Annotated in this window: 16 protein-coding genes, 1 tRNA gene and 1 pseudogene; 2 read left to right on the top strand and 16 right to left on the bottom strand. The window is 46.8% G+C overall.

Annotation, left to right across the window (positions count from 1 at the left end):
* Positions 1-59: 59 nt before the first annotated feature.
* From C2740_RS09270 to def, 9 genes are all read right to left on the bottom strand, one after another.
* Positions 60-135: transfer RNA gene (locus tag C2740_RS09270), tRNA-Phe, on the bottom strand.
* A 57-nt stretch (positions 136-192) separates the two neighbouring features.
* Positions 193-2,397, bottom strand: coding sequence for an OsmC domain/YcaO domain-containing protein (locus C2740_RS09275; protein WP_215293399.1), 2,205 nt, complete (start codon positions 2,395-2,397; stop codon positions 193-195).
* Positions 2,398-2,473: 76 nt separating this feature from the next.
* Positions 2,474-3,157, bottom strand: coding sequence for a response regulator (locus C2740_RS09280; RefSeq protein ID WP_215293400.1), 684 nt, complete (start codon positions 3,155-3,157; stop codon positions 2,474-2,476).
* A gap of 2 nt (positions 3,158-3,159) precedes the next feature.
* Positions 3,160-5,469, bottom strand: a complete 2,310-nt coding sequence (locus C2740_RS09285) for an ATP-binding protein (RefSeq protein ID WP_215293401.1) — start codon at positions 5,467-5,469, stop codon at positions 3,160-3,162.
* Positions 5,466-6,047 (bottom strand): DUF4390 domain-containing protein, encoded by a 582-nt coding sequence (locus tag C2740_RS09290; RefSeq protein WP_215293402.1) that lies wholly within the window; start codon positions 6,045-6,047, stop codon positions 5,466-5,468. The genes C2740_RS09285 and C2740_RS09290 overlap by 4 nt, the downstream gene beginning before the upstream one ends.
* Positions 6,044-7,360, bottom strand: coding sequence for a 16S rRNA (cytosine(967)-C(5))-methyltransferase RsmB (rsmB, locus tag C2740_RS09295; RefSeq protein WP_215293403.1), 1,317 nt, complete (start codon positions 7,358-7,360; stop codon positions 6,044-6,046). Before rsmB ends, C2740_RS09290 begins: the two co-directional genes overlap by 4 nt.
* Positions 7,353-8,228, bottom strand: a complete 876-nt coding sequence (gene htpX, locus C2740_RS09300) for a zinc metalloprotease HtpX (protein WP_215293404.1) — start codon at positions 8,226-8,228, stop codon at positions 7,353-7,355. The genes rsmB and htpX overlap by 8 nt, the downstream gene beginning before the upstream one ends.
* 2 nt (positions 8,229-8,230) lie before the next feature.
* Positions 8,231-9,229, bottom strand: a complete 999-nt coding sequence (gene fmt / locus C2740_RS09305; protein WP_215293405.1) for a methionyl-tRNA formyltransferase — start codon at positions 9,227-9,229, stop codon at positions 8,231-8,233.
* A 9-nt stretch (positions 9,230-9,238) separates the two neighbouring features.
* Positions 9,239-9,754, bottom strand: coding sequence for a peptide deformylase (gene def / locus C2740_RS09310; protein ID WP_215293406.1), 516 nt, complete (start codon positions 9,752-9,754; stop codon positions 9,239-9,241).
* 71 nt (positions 9,755-9,825) lie between these two features.
* On the opposite strand from def, the gene dprA reads away from it, so the two are divergent.
* Both dprA and C2740_RS09320 read left to right on the top strand, forming a co-directional pair.
* Positions 9,826-10,500: a DNA-processing protein DprA gene (gene dprA, locus C2740_RS09315; protein ID WP_215293407.1), complete on the top strand. Its 675-nt coding sequence runs from the start codon at positions 9,826-9,828 to the stop codon at positions 10,498-10,500.
* A gap of 222 nt (positions 10,501-10,722) precedes the next feature.
* A complete protein-coding gene (locus C2740_RS09320) occupies positions 10,723-13,386 on the top strand; it encodes a DNA topoisomerase III (protein WP_215293408.1) in 2,664 nt (887 codons plus the stop codon).
* A gap of 59 nt (positions 13,387-13,445) precedes the next feature.
* On the opposite strand, the pseudogene mnmC reads toward C2740_RS09320, so the two are convergent.
* The 7 genes and pseudogenes from mnmC to rpmH form a co-directional block, all read right to left on the bottom strand.
* A pseudogene (gene mnmC, locus C2740_RS09425) lies at positions 13,446-14,447 on the bottom strand (FAD-dependent 5-carboxymethylaminomethyl-2-thiouridine(34) oxidoreductase MnmC); the annotation flags it as partial.
* 33 nt (positions 14,448-14,480) lie between these two features.
* The gene (locus C2740_RS09325) at positions 14,481-16,346 is read right to left on the bottom strand and encodes a phosphoenolpyruvate carboxykinase (GTP) (RefSeq protein WP_215293409.1); all 1,866 of its coding nucleotides are present in this window, start codon (positions 16,344-16,346) and stop codon (positions 14,481-14,483) included.
* A gap of 91 nt (positions 16,347-16,437) precedes the next feature.
* Positions 16,438-17,793 carry a tRNA uridine-5-carboxymethylaminomethyl(34) synthesis GTPase MnmE gene (gene mnmE, locus C2740_RS09330; protein WP_215294382.1) on the bottom strand — a complete coding sequence of 452 codons (1,356 nt, stop codon included), beginning with the start codon at positions 17,791-17,793 and terminating at the stop codon, positions 16,438-16,440.
* Positions 17,794-17,836: 43 nt separating this feature from the next.
* Complete coding sequence (yidC, locus tag C2740_RS09335) at positions 17,837-19,510, bottom strand: membrane protein insertase YidC (protein WP_215293410.1); 1,674 nt, start codon at positions 19,508-19,510, stop codon at positions 17,837-17,839.
* 15 nt (positions 19,511-19,525) lie between these two features.
* Positions 19,526-19,759: a membrane protein insertion efficiency factor YidD gene (gene yidD, locus C2740_RS09340; protein ID WP_215293411.1), complete on the bottom strand. Its 234-nt coding sequence runs from the start codon at positions 19,757-19,759 to the stop codon at positions 19,526-19,528.
* A gap of 1 nt (position 19,760) precedes the next feature.
* Positions 19,761-20,078 carry a ribonuclease P protein component gene (rnpA, locus tag C2740_RS09345; RefSeq protein ID WP_251369644.1) on the bottom strand — a complete coding sequence of 106 codons (318 nt, stop codon included), beginning with the start codon at positions 20,076-20,078 and terminating at the stop codon, positions 19,761-19,763.
* Between the two features lie 8 nt (positions 20,079-20,086).
* Positions 20,087-20,221 (bottom strand): 50S ribosomal protein L34, encoded by a 135-nt coding sequence (rpmH, locus tag C2740_RS09350; protein WP_011903922.1) that lies wholly within the window; start codon positions 20,219-20,221, stop codon positions 20,087-20,089.
* Positions 20,222-20,443 lie beyond the last annotated feature (222 nt).

The following is a 20,443-nucleotide window of genomic DNA, read 5'->3' on the forward strand; positions in this document are numbered from 1 at the left end:
GTAAACCATGTGGTCGGTACCGGATGTAAACCGTGTGTCCGGTACGGACCAGGGGTTCTTGGTGGCCCGGGGCGGAATCGAACCACCGACACAAGGATTTTCAATCCTCTGCTCTACCGACTGAGCTACCAGGCCAAGACTTGGGATTATAAATGAAACTGTGCTTTAGCCCAGAAATTGGCCCTGTCCCAGCTAAGTAGCCCTGGCATGGACCCTGGAGCGTGCCTCATGTAATTTTCTATAGCTATCGATCAAGCGATGGTGCCTATCAAGGCCTTCCAGTTTTATGCTGGTTGGAGTTAGTCCGTAGAAACGCACGCTGCCATCCACCGAGCCCATTACGGCATCCATTCTGATGTCGCCAAACATCCGGCGTAAGTTGATTATGTAGTCATCAATCTTCAAATCTTTGTTTTGCAGAATCTCCAGCACCGCCTCTAGAGCCCGATAAAATAACCTGCGCTCCATAGTATTGTCGTTATATTGAAGGAAGGCGCCAACCAGCTCTAGCGCCTCATCAAATTGCCCCAACGCTAGATGAATTAGAAGCTTCAATTCCAGAACTGTTAGCTGACCCCAGGGCGTATTTTCATCAAACTCAACACCAATCAATGTAGCGATATCGCCATATTCATCTAGTTCATTATTCGTGAGGCGCTCAAGCAAAGCACTTAATTGTTCATCACCCAAGGAATGGACATTCAAAATATCCTCGCGGAACAGCAACGCTTTGTTGGTGTTATCCCAAATCAGATCTTCTACTGGATAGACCTCTGAATAACCGGGTACCAAGATCCTGCATGCAATCGCACCCAGCTGGTCGTATACCGCCACGTAAGAATCTTTACCCATATCTTTGAGAATGCCAAACAAGGTTGCCGCCTCTTCGGTATTTGAGTTCTTGCCGTGACCAGAAAAATCCCATTCGACAAAATCGTAATCGGGCTTTGCGCTGAAGAAGCGCCAGGACACAATACCGCTAGAGTCAATAAAGTGTTCAACAAAATTATTTGGTTCAGCCACTGCTTCACTTGCAAAGGTCGGCGGAGGCAAATCATTTAAGCCCTCTAAGCTTCGCCCCTGCAACAATTCCGTCAAACTCCGCTCCAGTGCGACCTCCAAACTGGGGTGCGCTCCGAATGATGCAAACACACCGCCTGTCCGCGGATTCATCAAAGCGACGCACATCACTGGATAAACTCCACCCAGCGATGCATCCTTTACCAGTACAGGAAAGCCCTGCTCTTCTAGGCCCTGAATGCCGGCCAAAATACCGGGGTATTTAGCGAGCACTTCCTTGGGCACATCAGGAAGAGCGAGTTCGCCTTCCAGAATTTCGCGCTTAACTGCGCGCTCAAAAATCTCTGACAGACATTGCACCTGCGCCTCAGCCAAAGTATTGCCAGCACTCATACCATTGCTGACATAAAGATTTTCAATAAGGTTAGATGGAAAATAAACGGTCTTACCATCTGATTGACGTACATACGGCAACGAACAAATACCGCGCTCAGAATTTCCAGAGTTAGTATCGATTAAATGTGAGCCACGTAATTCGCCATCAGGATTAAAAATCTTCAGGCAGTATTTGTCTAGAATCTCTGTTGGCAGAGCGTCGTTGGTGGCTGGTTTGAACCAGCGCTCATTCGGGTAGTGAACAAATGTGCTGTTGGCAATCTCTTCACCCCAAAATGTTCCGGCGTAGAAGTGGTTATTGCTTAGTCGCTCGATATACTCGCCCAAGGCTGATGCCAAAGCGCTTTCCTTCGTTGACCCCTTGCCATTGGTAAAACACATCGGTGAGTGCGCATCACGAATATGTAAAGACCAGACATTGGGAATAATGTTGCGCCATGAGGCAATTTCAATCTTGATTCCGAGATTCGCCAACATACTAGTCATATTGGCAATCGTTTGCTCAAGCGGCAAATCTTTACCAGCAATAAAGGTGCTGGCATCACCAACTGGCTTTAGAGCCAACAATGTCTGTGCATCCTCATCCAGGTTTTTTACTTCCTCAATCACAAACTCTGGGCCAGCTTGCACCACTTTTTTAACTGTACAACGTTCAATGGAGCGCAAAATACCTTGGCGATCATTGGCAGAAATATCTTCCGGTAACTCAACCTGAATCTTAAAAATCTGCTGATATCGGTTTTCAGGGTCAACAATATTGTTTTGAGATAGACGAATATTTTCTGTGGGAATCTTGCGCGCATCACAATACAGCTTCACAAAATAAGCAGCACATAAAGCGGATGAGGCCAAAAAGTAATCAAAGGGGCCAGGGGCAGAGCCGTCGCCCTTATAGCGTATCGGCTGATCCGCGATTACAGTGAAGTCATCGAACTTCGCCTCTAGACGAAACTTATCGAGAAAGTTGACCTTAATTTCCATGGGAGTAATTTTAAGAATGGTAGCGAAAAGAGTGCTCTGCCAACATCCTATTTGGCAGATTTATTCGCCTGCAGTCTTATTGCTCGCCCTTATTGCGAGATGTATCTATGCCCAGGGCTTTTAGCTTGCGATACAAGTGGGTTCTTTCTAAACCCGTGTACTCAGAAATCTTGGTCATGCTGCCACCCATGATTTGCATTTGATGCTCAAAATAAGCTTTCTCAAAGAGGTCTCTTGCTTCCCTCAAAGGTAAATCAAAATAGGTTTTTGCAATACCGCTAATGTACTCACCCTCAAGCGGCACTGGAGCCGGCTCACCAGCAGCTGGCTTTGGGGCGGCGGCCTGATTGGCGTTGGATGGAACGGCCCTTTCCGTAGCTGGCTCAACATATTTTGGGGAACTTTCTAGGGCCTTACTAACGGTCTTCAACAGCTTTTGTAATGCAATTGGCTTTTCTAAAAAATTCAATGCGCCAATTCGTGTAGCTTCAACTGCCGTATCAATAGTGGCATGACCAGACATCATCACCACGGGCATGGTGAGCTGACCTGTTTTAGACCACTCTTTAAGCAAGGTAATGCCATCAGTATCTGGCATCCAAATATCCAGCAAGACAAGATCAGGGCGCATTTGCTCACGAATGGTACGGGCCTGAATAGCACTCTCCGCTGCATACACCGTATGACCTTCGTCCGTCAGAATCTCATTGAGAAGCTCACGAATTCCCATCTCGTCATCAACAACCAAAATACTAGCCATACTTAGGCCGCCTCTTTTGCTAGATTCATAAACAATACCGATACCCGCGCACCAATCACTTCTGCCCCCTGCATACGGTTTCGTATTTCAATTTTGGCAGAGTGATCATCAATGATTTTCTTAACAACCGCCAAACCTAATCCCGTGCCCTTAGTCTTGGTTGTGACATAAGGCTCAAATGCTCTTGCCAATATCTTAGCTGGAAATCCTACCCCAGAATCACTAATTGTTAATCGCACGGCTTTTTGTTCTACGCCATTGTGCTCTCCATAGGGCACTAATTCTGTTTTTACCTCAACGACCTCGCCAGGATGGGGGCCCTCAAGCGTGGCATCTTGTGCGTTTTGTAATAGATTATGAATAACTTGCCTGAGCTGAGTTGGGTCACCCATAATTTCTGGACAGCTTGGGTCAAGTTGAGTGCGCAAGGGGCTGCCTTCGTATAAGCCCAAAATTTCTGTAATCAGTGTATTGATCGAAACTGGCTTTAGCTGTGGGGTTGGCGTTTTGGCGAAATCCCTAAAGTCATTCACCATCTCTTTCATTGCCTGCACCTGACCAATAATGGTCTCAGTGCTGCGATTAATCATTTCTTCCTGCTCCGGACTCAACTTACCAGCCAGCTTATGCTGCAAACGCTCAGCTGATAGCTGAATTGGGGTCAGTGGATTTTTAATTTCATGGGCCAAGCGTCTAGCAACTTCACTCCAAGCAATTGATCTTTGTGCGCTAACCACATCGGTAATGTCATCAAACACCACCATACGCAAATCTGCTGTCAGTTCTGTGCCCCGGACAAACAAGGTGACGCCCAGTTCGTTCTCAAATTCATTGGCAGTGTGTAGCTGGATTTGTTTTTGCCAGACAGGGGCCCCTTTTTGAGAAATCTGGGGCGCGGGGGGGCTTTCATTAGCAACCGCAAGCTTCATCGTTGCAAAACCCTCTTTAATGGCCCCCTCAAACTCTGAAAGCGCCAGGTTACTGCTGAGTGGCTTACCATCTAAAAGGGTTAAGTCTTGCGCAAAAATTCGATCTGCACCCGCATTGCTCGACACTACATTGTAGTTCTTATCAAAGATACAAACACCTGCCGTTAGGCTCCCTAGAACCTTCTCCAGGAATGCCTTGGACTCTTGCAAAGAAGTACGCGTATCAGCAAGCTGCCTAGTCATCACATTAAATTGGCGCGTCAACATGCCGAGTTCATCGCCGGTATCTAGCTCGGGCTTGGGCGATAAATCGCCTTGTGCAACCGCCTGAGTTCCCTTAAGCAGCATTAATAACGGGCGCGCTAATTGACGCCCCAGCAGCAAAGCCAAAGTGACGGCAACAAATAGAGCGAAAAATAAGGTGAGCGTTAGTGTGCCAACAAACATTTTACGAAGGCCAGCGCGCCCTAAAGACTTCTCTTGATACTCGCTATAAGCAGACTCAACAGCAAAAATATTTTTAGCTACCGGGCTTGGAATAAAGCGCACCAATTGCAAAAAATATTTATCTTCTGCGTCTTTATTGGACTCCATTTTGCCTAGCATCGGCTTCTTACGCACAATCGGCACAATCGCTCTTACCTGATAACCGCGCTGACCATCTTCCATTTCAACCTGGTCTAAAAAAGTCACACCCTTCTTTTTAAAAGATTCGGCAACTATCTCAACGCTAGGTGCAGGTAAATATTTTTTAGGCCTTAACTCGCTCGTTAAGATCAAGTTACGCTGAATATTAAAAAGGCTAACCTCTTGAATACCGAATTGATTGCGTATCTTCATGATCATCGCGCCAACCTGATCAGATGTCGCACCAGCAGGTACTTGTACAACTTGCTCGGCGATAAAATTTCCCTCGGCAAGAATCTCTTCTTGAGCAATTCGCAAGGTAACGCGCCCCAACTCTAAGCCAGAGTTCAGTGCTGACTCGACCTTTACATCAAACCAAGTTTCAATGCTACGTGATACGAACTGCAATGAAACGCCATACAAAATTAAGCCTGGAACAATCCCAACTAAAGCAAAAATCATTGCCAATTTAGCAATCAAACGAGTGCCAAAATGGCCCCTGTACCAGCGAACACCAATCACCGTTACCAAAGTCAAAATCACCAGGGTTAGACAAACCCCAATAACAACATTGGCCGCATAAAGCCAAATAAAGTAGTTATCAAAAAACTCTGTGTTTGAGGAGGCAATCGATAGCAAGACCAAGAGCAATAATGCGAACGCGCCAATCACTCCAATCGCAACTGGAATTGCCTTTTTTCTCCAGGCCCTAGATGTAAAAAAGGCCCCCTTTAACGGCGTTGAGGATGCTCTCATCGCTTAATGAGATTGGAGCTGGTTGGCAAAAAGGGAAAGCGCAGCCAATCGCTAGAAACATTCCAATCACGATTGTTTAAGGCATTCACCTGAAATGGCTTGGGTAATTTGCTTAAATCCAAATTCATACGTAAGGAGGCCGTATATGCTTTACTTGTATCTAACTGACTACCATCAATTACACGCCAGCCGCCAATGCTGCCAACCGCTTGCAAGGCCTCTGAAATTGTCTTTGCGGAAAATGTAAATCCTTCCGAAGCAATTCGGTACTGCTGGGTAAGGGGTTGATAGGACAGCCGAGTTTGTCTTTGGGTAAGCGCTGACTTCTCATCAAACCAGTACCAACGCGAGCGGGTTAAATCAAACTCTGTTTGAAAATACAGAACCACCCCTTTTTGCACAGCGTCTTCAAGACCAGGGGAAAGCTCAATCTGAAAAGTGGCATTTAAAAGCCAGTCGTTATCAACCCTCTCCAACTCAAAGGATTTGATTTTGATTCCTTCTGCACTTGCGCTTGTTGAAAATACACTCAACGCCATCAAGCATAAGAAGATGAATTGTTTAATTCTTTGGCTCATGGCCCGTTTTTCTTAAACAAAGCATAGTAAAAACCATCACTTATATCCGTCGGCAGAATCTGTCCTGGAGCATCTAATCGTACCGCATTGCCATGCTCTGCGGTAAACCAGTGTGCTTGCCCCTCCCCCTCCTCTGGAAATACTGAGCAGGTAACGTAGAGCATTAGGCCATCGGGCTTCAACATTTTCCAAGCCTGTTCCAAAATACCACGCTGCTTGATCTGCAAAGACTTGATATCCGCCTCACGCCTTAAAAAGGGAATGTCTGGATGTCTGGCCACAATACCCGAGGCAGAGCATGGTGCATCGAGCAAAATTTTGTCGAAAAGGCGACCATCCCACCAAGATGCCTTGGATGCATCGCCTCGAAGCACCTGTACCTTGTCAGAGTGCAGGCGCAACCGGTCTAAGTTACCGCTAATCTTGCCAAGACGCTCACCATCGATTTCTAACGCCACCATCTCGCAATCAGACAGCTCTAACAAGTGTGCGGTTTTTCCACCGGGTGCTGCACAAGCATCCAATATTCGCTCGCCCGGCTGAGGGCTCAAAAGGGTTGCCGCCAACTGCGCTCCAGCATCTTGAACCGATACCGAACCACTATAAAAGCCTGGCAGCTCTGAAACAGGAACTGCATTCCTTAAGAGCAAACTAGCGGAAAGTTTCACTCCCGCAAGCTCTTCAATTGGGTGAGACTCAATTCCAACATCGCTCAATAGTGCCTGATATTGCTCCCGTGAATATTGTTTTTGATTAACGCGCAAAATTAACGGGGCGCGTTTTGCTTGGGCGAACAAAATTGACTGCCAAGTCTTCGAGTAATTTCGTTTTAAGTTGGCACGCCACCAGGGCGGAACAAACATCGGAACAGGATCTGGGGGAAAACGTCTTTCACCCTCTGGAGGCTGCACGACAAGACTAACCTTGCGAAGCACTGCATTCACCAGGCCTTTGGCATACATCGTTTTATCGTAGTCAGCGCAAGCGCTTACAGCCTCATCAACAATGGTGTGTGCGGCGTAGCCTCTGCCATCTGTGATTTCATTTAAAAAAAGTGCAATTGCAATACTCAACAGATGATCCACCTCTGGCGGTGGATTCTTTGGAATAAATTCTTTAATGTACTCGTGCGACCGAACCCATTTACGCAAGGCATCAAAGCTCAGGCTTTGCACAATGGGGCGCTCATGAGGATCTAATTCATCCAGAACCTCCGTCAGTGACCGGCCACTCATTACCTCACCAATAGCTTGTGCAGCAATACTGATTGCTTCAGAAAGTGGAAGACTATGCGGTATTTTTTTATCAGTCAAATGAATTTGCTCTGGGATATGCCCCATTTTTTGCCATAGCCATGAGGCGTGCCACTCGCTCTTCAGTTGGTGGGTGGGTTGAAAATAATTGCGCAAGGCCGCCAGCACTTAAGGGATTCAGAATCATCATCTGTGCCGTCTCTGGATGGTGCTCCACAGCCTGAAATGGAATGTCTTGTGCGTAAGCATGAATTTTCTCTAGTGCGCAAGCTAAGGCCTCTGGGTCAGAACTAATTTCTGCTCCGCCGCGATCTGCTTCATATTCTCTTGCACGCGAAATACTCATTTGAATCAAACTCGCGGCAATGGGCGCCAAGATAGCAACCAATAGACTCGCAATCGGATTATTAGGCCTGCCCTCAGAATCACGCCCACCAAAAAACATTGCAAAGTTAGCGAGCGCAGAAATTGCACCAGCCATCGTAGCTGCAACTGTAGAAATTAAAATATCTCGATGCTGAACGTGCGCTAGCTCATGGGCCATTACTCCGCGCAGCTCCCGGTTAGACAAAATCTTAAGAATTCCAGTGGTAGCTGCGACAGAAGCATTCTCTGGATTGCGTCCCGTTGCAAATGCATTGGGCGCATCCTCATTAATTAAAAATACTTTGGGCATGGGCAGGCCAGCTTTGTCAGCAAGCTCTTGTACCAATGCATAAAACTGTGGTGCAGATCGTTCATCAACCTGCTGCGCATTGGTCATCCTCAACACCATCGTGTCGGAAAACCAATAGCTAAAAAAGTTCATGCCAAGGGCCAATAACAATGCCATTAGCATCCCTTGCTCCCCGCCCAACATCCCACCAACGACAATAAACAATGCCGTAATTGCCGCCATCAAGACAGCAGTTTTTGCGAAATTAAACATTCCTACTCCTTTGCATGAAAGCGTATTGATTGTTCATGGGAACCAAGTGACTGCATGCAAAGACTGGGGGTCATTTTTTTTCCGCCCGGCTTTTGCATTTCTAAAATCTCAATAACTCCCCTGCCACATTGAATAAAGGCGCCTTCCTCGCTAAAGCCTAAAAGCTCACCGGGACGGGCGGTTTCGCTAAAAGATCCGGCCTTTGGGATACGAGAGTTCCAAAACTTCATTGCAAGATCTTCAACATTGCTTGTAGCGCCAGGAAAAGGATTAAAGGCTCGAATGCGTCGATCAATTTCAGGTGCGCTCAAGCTCCAGTCAATTTCTGCCTCACCCTTCATTATTTTTTCAGCGTAAGTAATGCCTTCACCTGCTTGCGGGCTAGGAAGCATGGCCTTACCCTCTTGCAAAAGATGTAGCACATCAACAATTAACTTGGCGCCGAGTGTCGCCAGTCGGTCATGCAAAGTGCCGCTGGTTTCTGCGGGGGTAATTTCAAGTTCATCGCTGAGGACTGTGCCGCCTGTATCTAGACCGGCATCCATTTGCATAATACAAATACCGGTTTTTGTGTCGCCTGCTTCAATGGCCCGCTGTATCGGAGCAGCGCCACGCCAACGAGGCAAGAGAGATGCATGAATATTAAAGCTGCCATGCCTGCCTGGGCGCTGCGCAATGTCTAAAACATCTTGCGGCAAGATCAGGCCATAAGCAACCACAACCATGACATCAAAATTAATTTCAGCAAGCCGCTGGAATGCCTCTTGCTCCTGCACCTGCTTGTGTGGGTCAGCACTATTACATTTAAGCGTTTCTGGCTGCAGCACAGGAATATTTTTTTCTAAAGCAAACTCTTTAACCGGGCTAGCTTGTAGATGCATGCCCCTGCCAGCGCGGCGATCAGGTTGAGTGAGCGTTAGAACAATTTCATGTCCAGCAGCATGTATAGCGCGCATTGCTTGCGCAGCAAACTCAGGGGTTCCAGCAAATACAATTTTCATTAGCAGCGCTTAACGCTCACCCACTAACTCTTTGGTGCGCTTTTTTAGTTTTTGTGAAATACGAGTTCGCTTAAGCATCGATAAATATTCAACGAATACTTTTCCCTGTAAATGGTCAAGCTCATGCTGCAAACAAACTGCCAATAGTCCATCAGCGTCAACCTCGAATTCTTTACCAGCAATATCTAAGGCCCTCACTCGGACTTGTGCAGGCCTTTCAACCTCATCGTAAAACTCAGGCACTGAGAGGCAGCCTTCACGCCAAGACTTTTTCTCTGGGCTCGACCAAATAATTTCCGGGTTTATAAAAACCATCAATTCATTTTGCTCATCAGACACATCGATAACAACGATGCGCTCGTGAATGTCGACCTGGGTTGCAGCCAAACCAACCCCCGGAGCCTCATACATTGTGTCGGCCATATCGGCGACTATTTTTTTAATGCGCGCATCCACCTGCGCAACTGGTTTGGCAACCTTATGCAAGCGTGGGTCTGGATAACAAAGGACATTTAGCAAAGCCATATAGGAATTATCCAACAGAGCTATCAGCCTGTCCCGATTGTTCTAATTTCCCCAAAGTTCACAATCCTTTAATGCTCCAATTCCCAAAGTCAAAGCACATCGCCAGAATTACGCTAGGCGATAAAAATTACCCGCCACGTCTGAATGATTTATACGATCCCCCCAAGCATCTATATATAGATGGAAATCCCGACTTGCTCCAAATGCCCATGGTTGCAATAGTGGGCTCTCGCAAAGCTAGCGCTGAGGGCCTTAAAAATACCGCTTTGTTTGCTGAGGAGCTATCGCGAGCCGGCTTACTCATCATTTCGGGGCTTGCAAGAGGGGTTGATGGCGCCGCCCACAAAGCCATCCTGAGCCTAGGCCCCAAGCACCTCACCATGGCAGTCTGCGGGACCGGACTTGATATTGTTTACCCCGAAGAACATCTTGATTTAGCAAGCAGCATTAGGCAGCACGGGCTTTTAGTCTCAGAGCTTCCCTTAGGGGCGCCCCCAAGATCATGTCACTTTCCCAGGCGCAATCGAATTATTGCTGCGTTATCGCTCGGCGTGCTCGTGATTGAGGCAGCCGAAAGATCAGGCTCTCTGATTACTGCACGCCTAGCTGGAGAGCTGGGAAGGGAGGTTTTTGCAGTGCCGGGAGCTATTGGACACCCCCTTTCTGGCGGCTGTAACCTCCTGATACAGCAAGGCGCGAAGCTCGCAAGAAAACCTAGAGACGTCTTGGAGGAGTTAATTTTTTGATAAAACCCTCATTTAAAGTGGTTTAAATGAGGGTTTTTGCTCCATTAGGGTCACAAAAATAGGTCCCAGAAAATCAAAAAACCAGTGCGTTTGGACTTTTCCCAATTTATCGGTTAATAATAAAAAAGGGATAAGCAGCTGACCAAACCCTGATTTGGTTTAAATTGTTCATCCTTTTTCCCTATTAAAAACATCATTTCAGGCTCAAATTTAGGCAAACGCGTGGCTAAAGCATCTACCAAAAGCAGCTCCAAAACCTCTTCTACGGATCAACCGAAGGCGCTCATCATTGCCGAGAAGCCATCGGTTGCCAATGACATTGCCAAGGCCCTGGGCGGCTTTACGAAGTACGAAGACTATTTTGAGAACGATGACTTTGTCATCTCCTCTGCAGTTGGCCACCTATTAGAAATTGCAGCCCCAGAAGAATATGACGTTAAACGAGGCAAATGGTCTTTTGCCAACTTACCCGTGGTACCCCCTTATTTTGATTTGCGCCCAATCGCCAAAACTGAATCACGTCTCAAGGTTTTACAAAGATTAATTAAGCGCAAAGATATTAATTCTTTAATTAATGCCTGTGACGCGGGCCGTGAAGGCGAATTGATTTTCCGTTTAATTGCGCAACACGCAAAAGCGCCTCAAGCAATCAAGCGCTTATGGCTGCAATCAATGACTCCTGCGGCAATACGCGATGGCTTTGCAAGTTTGCGCAGCGATGAAGATATGCAACCATTGGCCGATGCAGCGCGCTGTCGCTCAGAGGCCGACTGGTTAGTGGGCATCAATGGCACTCGCGCGATGACTGCCTTTAACAGCAAGAGTGGTGGCTTTTTCTTAACTACTGTAGGTCGCGTGCAAACGCCAACGCTCTCCATCGTTGTTGAGCGCGAAGAGTTGATTCGTAAATTCATTTCTAAAGATTATTGGGAAGTAAAGGCGGAATTTATTGCCGCAGCAGGAATTTATGAAGGCCGCTGGTTCGACCCAAAATTTAAGAAGGATGTTGCAGAACCTGATGCACGTGAGAATCGCCTATGGAGCGAAGCTGCGGCCCAAAGCATCGTTGCAGCATGTCGCGGTAAAAAAGCGGCTGTTACCGAAGAAGCTAAACCGGCAACACAACTAGCGCCCCAGCTATTTGATTTAACAAGCTTACAACGTGAAGCGAATGCTCGTTTTGGTTTTTCTGCAAAAAATACGCTCGGTCTTGCGCAAGCGCTTTATGAACGTCACAAAGTTTTAACCTATCCACGTACTGATGCAAAAGCATTGCCAGAAGACTACTTGGATACCGTTAAACAAACGATGGAAATTCTTGCTGAGAACTCACAGGACTATCGTGCGTTTGCCAAGCAGATTCTTAAGGGCGGCCCAGAAGATGCAAAAGCAAAAGCTGGTTACGGCTGGATCAAGCCAAACAAGCGCATCTTCGATAACTCCAAAATTTCTGATCACTTTGCGATCATACCAACGCTCGAAACACCTAAAAATTTAAGCGAGCCAGAGGCAAAACTATACGACTTGGTCGTTCGCCGCTTCTTGGCTGTTTTTTATCCTGCTGCAGAATTCCGCGTCACAACCCGCATTACAGAAGTCTCTGGCCACCATTTCAAAACCGAGGGTCGTGTTCTTGTTAATCCAGGCTGGCTTACTGTTTATGGAAAATCAAACCAAGCCGACGATGAGCTTGTGCCGGTCCAAGAGGGCGAAACTGTTCAAAGCGAATCCATTGCTGCGGTTCCATTAAAAACGAGGCCGCCAGCACGCTATTCAGAAGCAACCTTGCTATCCGCCATGGAAAGCGCCGGCAAGTGGGTTGATGATGACGAAATGCGCGAAGCGATGGCAGAAAAAGGTTTAGGTACACCTGCAACGCGTGCAGCAATCATTGAAGGATTACTCGCTGAAAAATATATCGTGCGCGAAGCACGAGAACTTATTCCCACGGCAAAAGCTTTTCAGTTAATGACATTATTGCGCGGCCTAGATGTTGAAGAATTAACGCGCCCCGATTTAACTGGTAGCTGGGAAAATAAACTTTCCTTGATCGAGCAGGGTAAGATGAATCGCGATACTTTTATGCAAGAAATTGCACAGATGACTCAGCGTATCGTCAAACGCGCCAAGGAATATGATAGCGATACCATTCCAGGCGACTACGCGACCATGACCACGCCGTGCCCCCACTGTAAGGGTCCGGTGAAAGAAAACTATCGCCGCTTTGCCTGTGAAAAGTGTGGCTTTACGATCAGCAAAACCCCCGGTGGTCGCGCATTTGAATACCCTGAAGTGGAAGAATTGCTGCGCGAGAAAACAATAGGGCCACTACAGGGCTTCCGCAGCAAAATGGGTCGCCCATTTGCAGCCATCATCAAATTAAGTGAAATTCCAGAAGATGATGCCGACTATCCAAATGCAGGATTTAAGCTTGAATTTGATTTTGGTAATTCACAAGATGAAGAAACTGAAGCTATAGATTTCACAGGTCGCCCAGCATTGGGTGTTTGTCCAAAATGCTCTGGCGCGATTTATGAGGATGGCATGCGCTACGTTTGCGAGAACAATACTGGACCAAGCAAAACCTGTGATTTCAAAACTGGCAAAGTTGTTTTGCAACAAGAGATTTCGACTGAGCAAGTGCAGAAGCTGCTTAAAGAGGGTAAAACAGACCTCTTAACCAATTTCAAATCAAACCGCACTGGTCGTGGCTTTAAGGCTTATTTAGCCTTAGGCGCTGATGGCAAAATTGGTTTTGAGTTTGAGGCCAAAGCTGCCGGTGCAGCAAAAGCGCCTGCGAAGAAACGGGCAGGGGCTAGCGCTGCAAGCAAATCTGCGGCAAAGCCTAAGCGCGCAAGCAAAGCAAAGTCATCGCCTAGCACCTGAGATGTAATCAGCTTAGCTGCTAGGGCGGACCATAAGATGCCGCGCGATCCTAGCGCGGCAGCCAAAAAGATACCGGGTCTTTGAGTAAGCGCACCAATGATTGGCAGGCGGTCACCAGCAACGCAACGCACGCCAACAAATTCTCCAGCTTTCATTAGCGACCCTGGATCCCCCTCGGGGTAAGCGAGCAAACCTTGTGCTTGTGCGCGATTAAAGTCATCGCTGATCATTCTTGGGGAAAGGTCGTCCTCTCCCTCATCGAAGCTAGAGCCTACAATCCAGCGGTAGCTGCCGTCTTTAAGCTGTTGGGCGGGAAGACAATAGCCATCACCTGAGATACCCACTCTTGGCAAGCGGTTTGCCCAAGCATCATTTTCTTTAATGGAAAATATGCTGAGCTGCCCGCGAACCGGCTTCAGGGGCAGACGTATTCCGATGCTGCTCATTAACGCTTTGCTCTCGATTGCAGCTGCCACCACTACCTTATCTGCGGAAAGAATTACTTCATTAGCATCATTCAATAAAAGCCATTTTTCATCAGCCTTCGCAAGTTGTGCAACGCGAGTGTTCCAAAGGCAAGATAAGTTTTCATGCTCTTGCAATAGGGCCTTACTTGTCTCAAATAAATTTAAAGAAGCGCCGCGAGGAAGCCAAACTCCGCTTTGTTGAATGCCGCAAATTTTTTCTGCCTCCTGCGCATCTAAGGGTTTTGCAATGTCGTCATCAAGATCTAAAGACTGTAGAAAACTACTTACTTCTGCAAGATCAAAATGTTTATCTTTTCTGGTTGGCTGAAAGATGCCATGCTGGTTCCAAACCTTGCCCCACCTGACCTCAGCCATTAAAAAGGCAATTCTTGTTAAACGTAGTAAACGCGGAGATCCCCTACCTATGTGTGGATGGGCAATAGCATAAGCATGGCTTGAACAAGCGGTGGCGGGTGAGGGTGCTGCATCAATAATGCATACGGATTTGCCGCGAAGAAGCAACTCATTTGTAATGGTTGCCCCGCAAATGCCCGCCCCAATCACCACTATTTCATGGTGTTGGGGTGTTGTCATTTAGCTGGTGTAGATGGATTTGTAGTGCTGGGGTTAGGCACTCAAGCGTTGCTCGATTTTGCTATGGGTCTCTTTCAACTCTTTTGGCAAACGATCGCCAAGGTGATCAAACAATTCTGTATGGAGTTTTAGCTCGTTCTTCCAGTCATCAACTGCAACATGAATGGCTTTAGCAAATTTCTCTGTTGAATAATCAAGGCCATTCCAATGCATATCGCCGTGCTCTGGACAAATGCCAAATGGAGTTTCTTTGCCGCTTGCTTTGCCTTCTGCGCGCTCCAAGATCCAAGAAAGTACGCGCATGTTTTCGCCAAAACCAGGCCAAACAAACTTACCATTCTCATCCTTGCGGAACCAATTAACGCAATAAATCTTAGGCAATACGGCGCCTTCGGCCTCCAGCTTCTTGCCTATATTGAGCCAATGCTGGAAGTAGTCGCTCATGTTGTAGCCGGCAAATGCGATCATGGCAAATGGGTCACGGCGTACAACGCCAATTTGGCCGGTAATCGCTGCGGTAGTTTCGGAACCAAGAGTGGCAGCCATATAAACACCCTCAACCCAGTCGCGGGCTTCGCTAACCAATGGCACAGTGTTTGAACGACGTCCGCCAAACAAGAACGCATCAATTGGAACGCCTTCTGGATCGTCCCACTTAGGATCAACCGCCGGGTTATTAGTGGCGGCAACCGTAAAACGTGAGTTTGGATGTGCGGCTTTGCGGCCTCCAGCACCATCGGCTGGAGTCCAGTCTTTGCCTTGCCAGTCGATTAAGTGTGCTGGCGGGGTTTCTGTCAAACCCTCCCACCAAACATCGCCATCATCTGTCAAACCAACGTTCGTGAAAATCACATCTTGGTTTAAAGAATCGATACAGTTTTGGTTGGTCTGGCGGTTTGTGCCTGGGGCTACACCAAAGTAACCAGACTCTGGGTTAATTGCAAACAAGCGGGTTTTGCCTGTCGCGGCATCTTTGCGTGGCTTGATCCATGCAATATCGTCACCAATAGTGGTTACTTTCCAACCATCAAATCCTTTTGGTGGAATCATCATGGAGAAGTTGGTTTTGCCACAAGCAGATGGGAATGCAGCCGCAATGTGATATTTTTTACCCTCTGGTGAAGTTACGCCCAGAATCAACATGTGCTCAGCTAGCCAGCCCTGGTCTCGACCCATATTGGATGCAATACGCAAAGCAAAGCATTTTTTACCCAAGAGAGCATTGCCGCCATAACCAGAACCAAATGACCAGATCTCACGAGTTTCTGGGTAATGAACAATGTATTTGTTCTTATTGTTTGGCCAGGCAACATCTTTTTCGCCAGCAGCCAATGGCTTGCCAACAGTATGAATGCAGGGAACAAACTCACCATCGGCGCCCAATTGATTAACCACGGCCTTACCCATCCGAGTCATGAGGCGCATATTGATTGCAACATATGGGCTGTCAGACAACTCAACACCAATGTGGGCAATTGGGGAGCCTATTGGGCCCATAGAGAAAGGCACCACATACATTGTTCTACCGCGCATGCAACCATCAAACAATGGATTCAAGGTAGCGCGCATTTCGCTTGGCTCAACCCAATTATTGGTTGGACCAGCATCTTCTTTTTTGGCGGAGCAAATAAATGTGCGGTCTTCAACTCGCGCTACATCCTCAGGATCCGAGAGGGCTAGAAATGAATTTTTACGCTTAGCTGGGTTTAGGCGCTTAAACACTCCAGCACCAACCAAAAGCTCGCAGAGCTCATCATATTCAGCCTGGGAGCCATCACACCAACGAATCGCATCTGGCTTAGTAAGGGCGGCAACTTCTCCGACCCACTCAATCAAGCGCTTGTTTTTTACGTACGCTGGCGCATTAGCATTAATTTGGCCGGCAGTTGCTGTAGTCATATGTTTTCCTATGAAGATTTAAATTTTTAATCCCGTGATTTTAACATTTTGGTCATATTTGAAGCCCTTGACCAGGCACAGAGGAAACCCTCTATTTACCAATGCAGAATTGGCTAAAAATTTTTCCCAAAAGGTCGTCTGGAAGCAGCTTTCCAGTGATTTGCCCTAGGTGATTTTGGGCTAAAGATAACTCTTCTGCGAATAATTCGAGCGAATTATTCCCATTTGCTGCGAATTGTTCAGATCTTGCAATATGTTCTGAAGCGCGTTCGAGGCAGTCTAAATGCCTTCTTCTGGCTACAATCGCGCCCTCTTGGGAGCCGTTCCACCCCACAATTTCTAGTATTTTTTGCTTTAAACGGTCAATTCCATCGCCATTTTTGGCTGAAATCACAATAACCTCTTTTGGAGCCGCGGGAGATACCAAAGACATCAAGTCTGATTTATTGATAACCTCTAAAACCGGGCACTTTGCAGGGAGCTCTTGGAGAATCCGCTCTTTCAACCCATCTTCAGCGGAATTGGGGTCCGTTAAAAAAACCACCAAGTCAGCCAGACGAATTGCATCCCAAGATCTTTCGATGCCTTTTGCTTCAACCAGATCGCTTGTCTCACGCAAGCCGGCAGTATCAATAATGTGCATCGGCACACCCTCGATGGTGATGCTTTCTTTTACACGATCACGAGTGGTGCCTGCGATAGGGGTAACAATAGCAACCTCTTCGCCTGCAAGCCTGTTGAGTAAAGAGCTCTTGCCAACGTTAGGAGCACCGGCAAGAACAAGCTGAATGCCGTCACGTAGAATTTTTCCCTGTTTAGCGCCATTCCGCAAAGACTCTAATTTTTCTTTGACAGCAAACAGTCGAGCGCGTGCCTGCGCATTCTCCAAAAATTCAATTTCTTCTTCGGGGAAGTCTAAAGTGGACTCAACCAAGATGCGCAGCTGAGTAATCTCTTCAATCAGATCATTAATACTCTCCGAGAAATCGCCTTGCAATGATCTGGCCGCGCCACGAACGGCAGCCTCACTTTGTGCGTCAATTAAATCGGCAATAGCTTCGGCCTGAGCTAAATCAATTTTGTTGTTCAAATAGGCGCGCAGGGTAAATTCTCCAGGCTCAGCAATCACCAGGCCATCAACCTTTCCCAACTCAAGGCAGCGCTTCATGACCAACTCTAGAAGCTGAGGGCCTCCATGACATTGAAGCTCCAAAACATCTTCGCCAGTAAACGAGGCGGGGGCGGCAAAATAAATTGCGATGAGCTGATCGATGGTCTGACCACCGGCATCGCGCAAGGTAAGTAGGTTTGCCTGTCTGGGTGAAAGCGCTTTTTGAAAAAACGCTTTTGTAATTGATTGGAGGCTTTGTCCGCTGATACGAACAACCCCAACGCCAGCCCTACCAGGGGCGGTAGCTACAGCAATGATGGGCAGCTTTCTAGTCATCATTGCTGTATGTTTTCCATGGAATGCTTATGCCATCAATAAATTACTTGGCTTCTTTTTTTCCAAACATTTGGTTAATTTGCCACTGCTGCGCAATCGATAACAAATTATTTACCACCCAGTAGAGCACTAAGCCGGCGGGGAAGAAGAAGAACATCACCGAGAATACGATTGGCATGTACATCATCACCTTTGCTTGAATAGGATCAGGTGGAGTTGGATTGAGTTTGGTTTGCACAAACATCGAAACAGCCATGATGACTGGCAAAATGTAATAAGGGTCTGGAACGGATAAGTCGCTAATCCATAAAACCCAAGGGGCGCCACGCATCTCTACAGATGACAACAAGACCCAATACAAAGAAATAAATACGGGGATCTGAATCACGACTGGCAAACATCCGCCCAAAGGATTGATTTTCTCTTTGCGATACATCTCCATCATTGCCTGATTTAGCTTTTGTGGCTCACCCTTATATTGCTCTTTCATTGCCATCAGGCGTGGCTGCACTTCTTTCATACGCGCCATCGACTTGTAGCTTGCGGCTGAAAGCGGGAAGAAGACCAGCTTAATCAAAATCGTCAGGAGAATAATTGACCAGCCCCAGTTACCAACATAGCCATGAATTTTTTCTAGCAACCAGAAAATGGGCTTTGCCAAAATAGTCAAGTAGCCATAATCCTTTAATAATTCAAAGCCCGGAGTAATTGTTTCTAAAACACTTTCCTCTTGTGGGCCAACAAATAGGCGAGACTTTTCAACAACCGTTGAGCCCTGCGCAACCACACCCAAAGGCGTTTGCATTCCAATGCGATACAGGCCGTTATCAATTCTTCCCACATAGATATCGCGTGCAAATTTATCGGCAGGAATCCATGCGCTAGCGAAGTAGTGCTGAACCATTGCAACCCAGGCGGGATCGCCAGCGGGCACCTGTGTTGGAAGGCTGACCTTATTTTTATCAATCGCCGTAAATTCCAGCTTATTAAATTTTTCTTTATCGGTGTATGCGGCTGGCCCAGTAAAGGTGCTTGCCGAGAAGGCGCCATCAAACGGCCCAATTTTTTTCTCTTGGCTACCGTCTCTTACTAACTCTGTATAGAGAACCAAGGGCGCAGCGCTAGTGCCCGACTGAGTAACACGATGGCCCACATCAACCACATAGCTTCCTGGATTAAGAATGAAGGTCTTTTCTAGCTTGACGCCATTGCGCTCGCTGGCAATGGTCAGGTATGGGCGCCCTGCGCCGTCCTTGCCCGATTGAATAAACTTAAAGTTACTAGTGTGATTTGGTAGGTCGTTATTGTTTAAAGAAATCAAACCAGAACGAGCAAAGTATTTGTGATTTGGTGTGTATTGGAAAAGTTCGACCGGCTTATTTTCTACAGTCAATGCTTTTAATAATTTTGCGTCGATTACATTGCCGCCGTTAGCGCTAATTTCCAATACCAATACATCGTTTTGCAAAACAAACTTTTCGGCACTTTCAATCGCGCTCGAATTAACAATTGGAGCAGTGGCAATAGTCGGCGCACCCGATATTTGTGTTGGTACATCTACCTTGTTTACGGCTACAGCCTTCTCGGCTCCGGTTGGACTGCTTGCTGGCACACCACCAAACAAAGATGGCTTGCCTTCATGAACCTGCCAATTGTTGTAGAGCATGAGACCTGACATCGAGAACACAGCCCAAAGAATTGTTTTTTTAAAGTCCATTTGTATTCGCTTAAGTTAATGAGTTGTTTGTTTTACCGCAGGATCATAACCGCCTCGTGACAGCGGGTTACATCGCAGAATGCGCCATGCAACAAGTCCAATGCTTTTTATAAGCCCGTAATGACTAAAACAGTCGCAGGCGTATTGTGAGCAACTCGGCACATATTTACAGTGCATACCAAGATAAGGGCTCAAAAGTAATTGGTAGGTTTTTACCAGCCTGATTGCCGCATCATTTAAAACGCGCACCTTAAATCAACCCCGAAATCTGAGAGCGTAGAAGGTCTTTTTCTTTTTTTCTAAGTCTGCCGCGAGTTTCGCGACCAATGGGCTTGTTGAGCTTGACCACCACATCTTTATTTAAGGTGGTGGCTTGGGCCGTCCAAACCAATTCGCGAATCATCCTTTTTAGTCGATTGCGGTCTACCGCTCTTTTTGCTAATTTCTTAGCTACAGCAACCCCCAAATCTGGTTTACTGCCATCTAAAACGGGCGCAGCATACATGCCCCAATACAAACTTGTCTTGGGGCGTATTTTTAGTAATTCAGAAATCCTAGCGCTGTTCAATGACTGGATTAAACAGCCAAACGCTTACGGCCTTTTGCACGACGTGCGTTTAAAACTGCGCGCCCACTCTTCGTTTTCATGCGAATACGAAAGCCGTGTGTACGCTTGCGACGTGTTACTGATGGTTGGTATGTTCTTTTCATGATAGATCCCTGCAAAACCTGCTATTTTCCTTGTTGCAAAGCAAAAGGTCAATCAATCTTGATGAATATGTAGGTGTTTTTCTCTATTTTTGTATGATTTTTTCTTAAACCATTAATTTATATGGATTTTTCGGGTTTATACACAAGTTATCCACAGCTTTTCCACGTTTTTGTAGCTTGTGGATAACTTTGTAGCATCGCTACAATGGACCCTCCAAAAAT

It is taken from the genome of Polynucleobacter sp. MG-5-Ahmo-C2, assembly GCF_018687735.1.
In the GTDB taxonomy this organism is placed as follows: Bacteria; Pseudomonadota; Gammaproteobacteria; order Burkholderiales; family Burkholderiaceae; genus Polynucleobacter.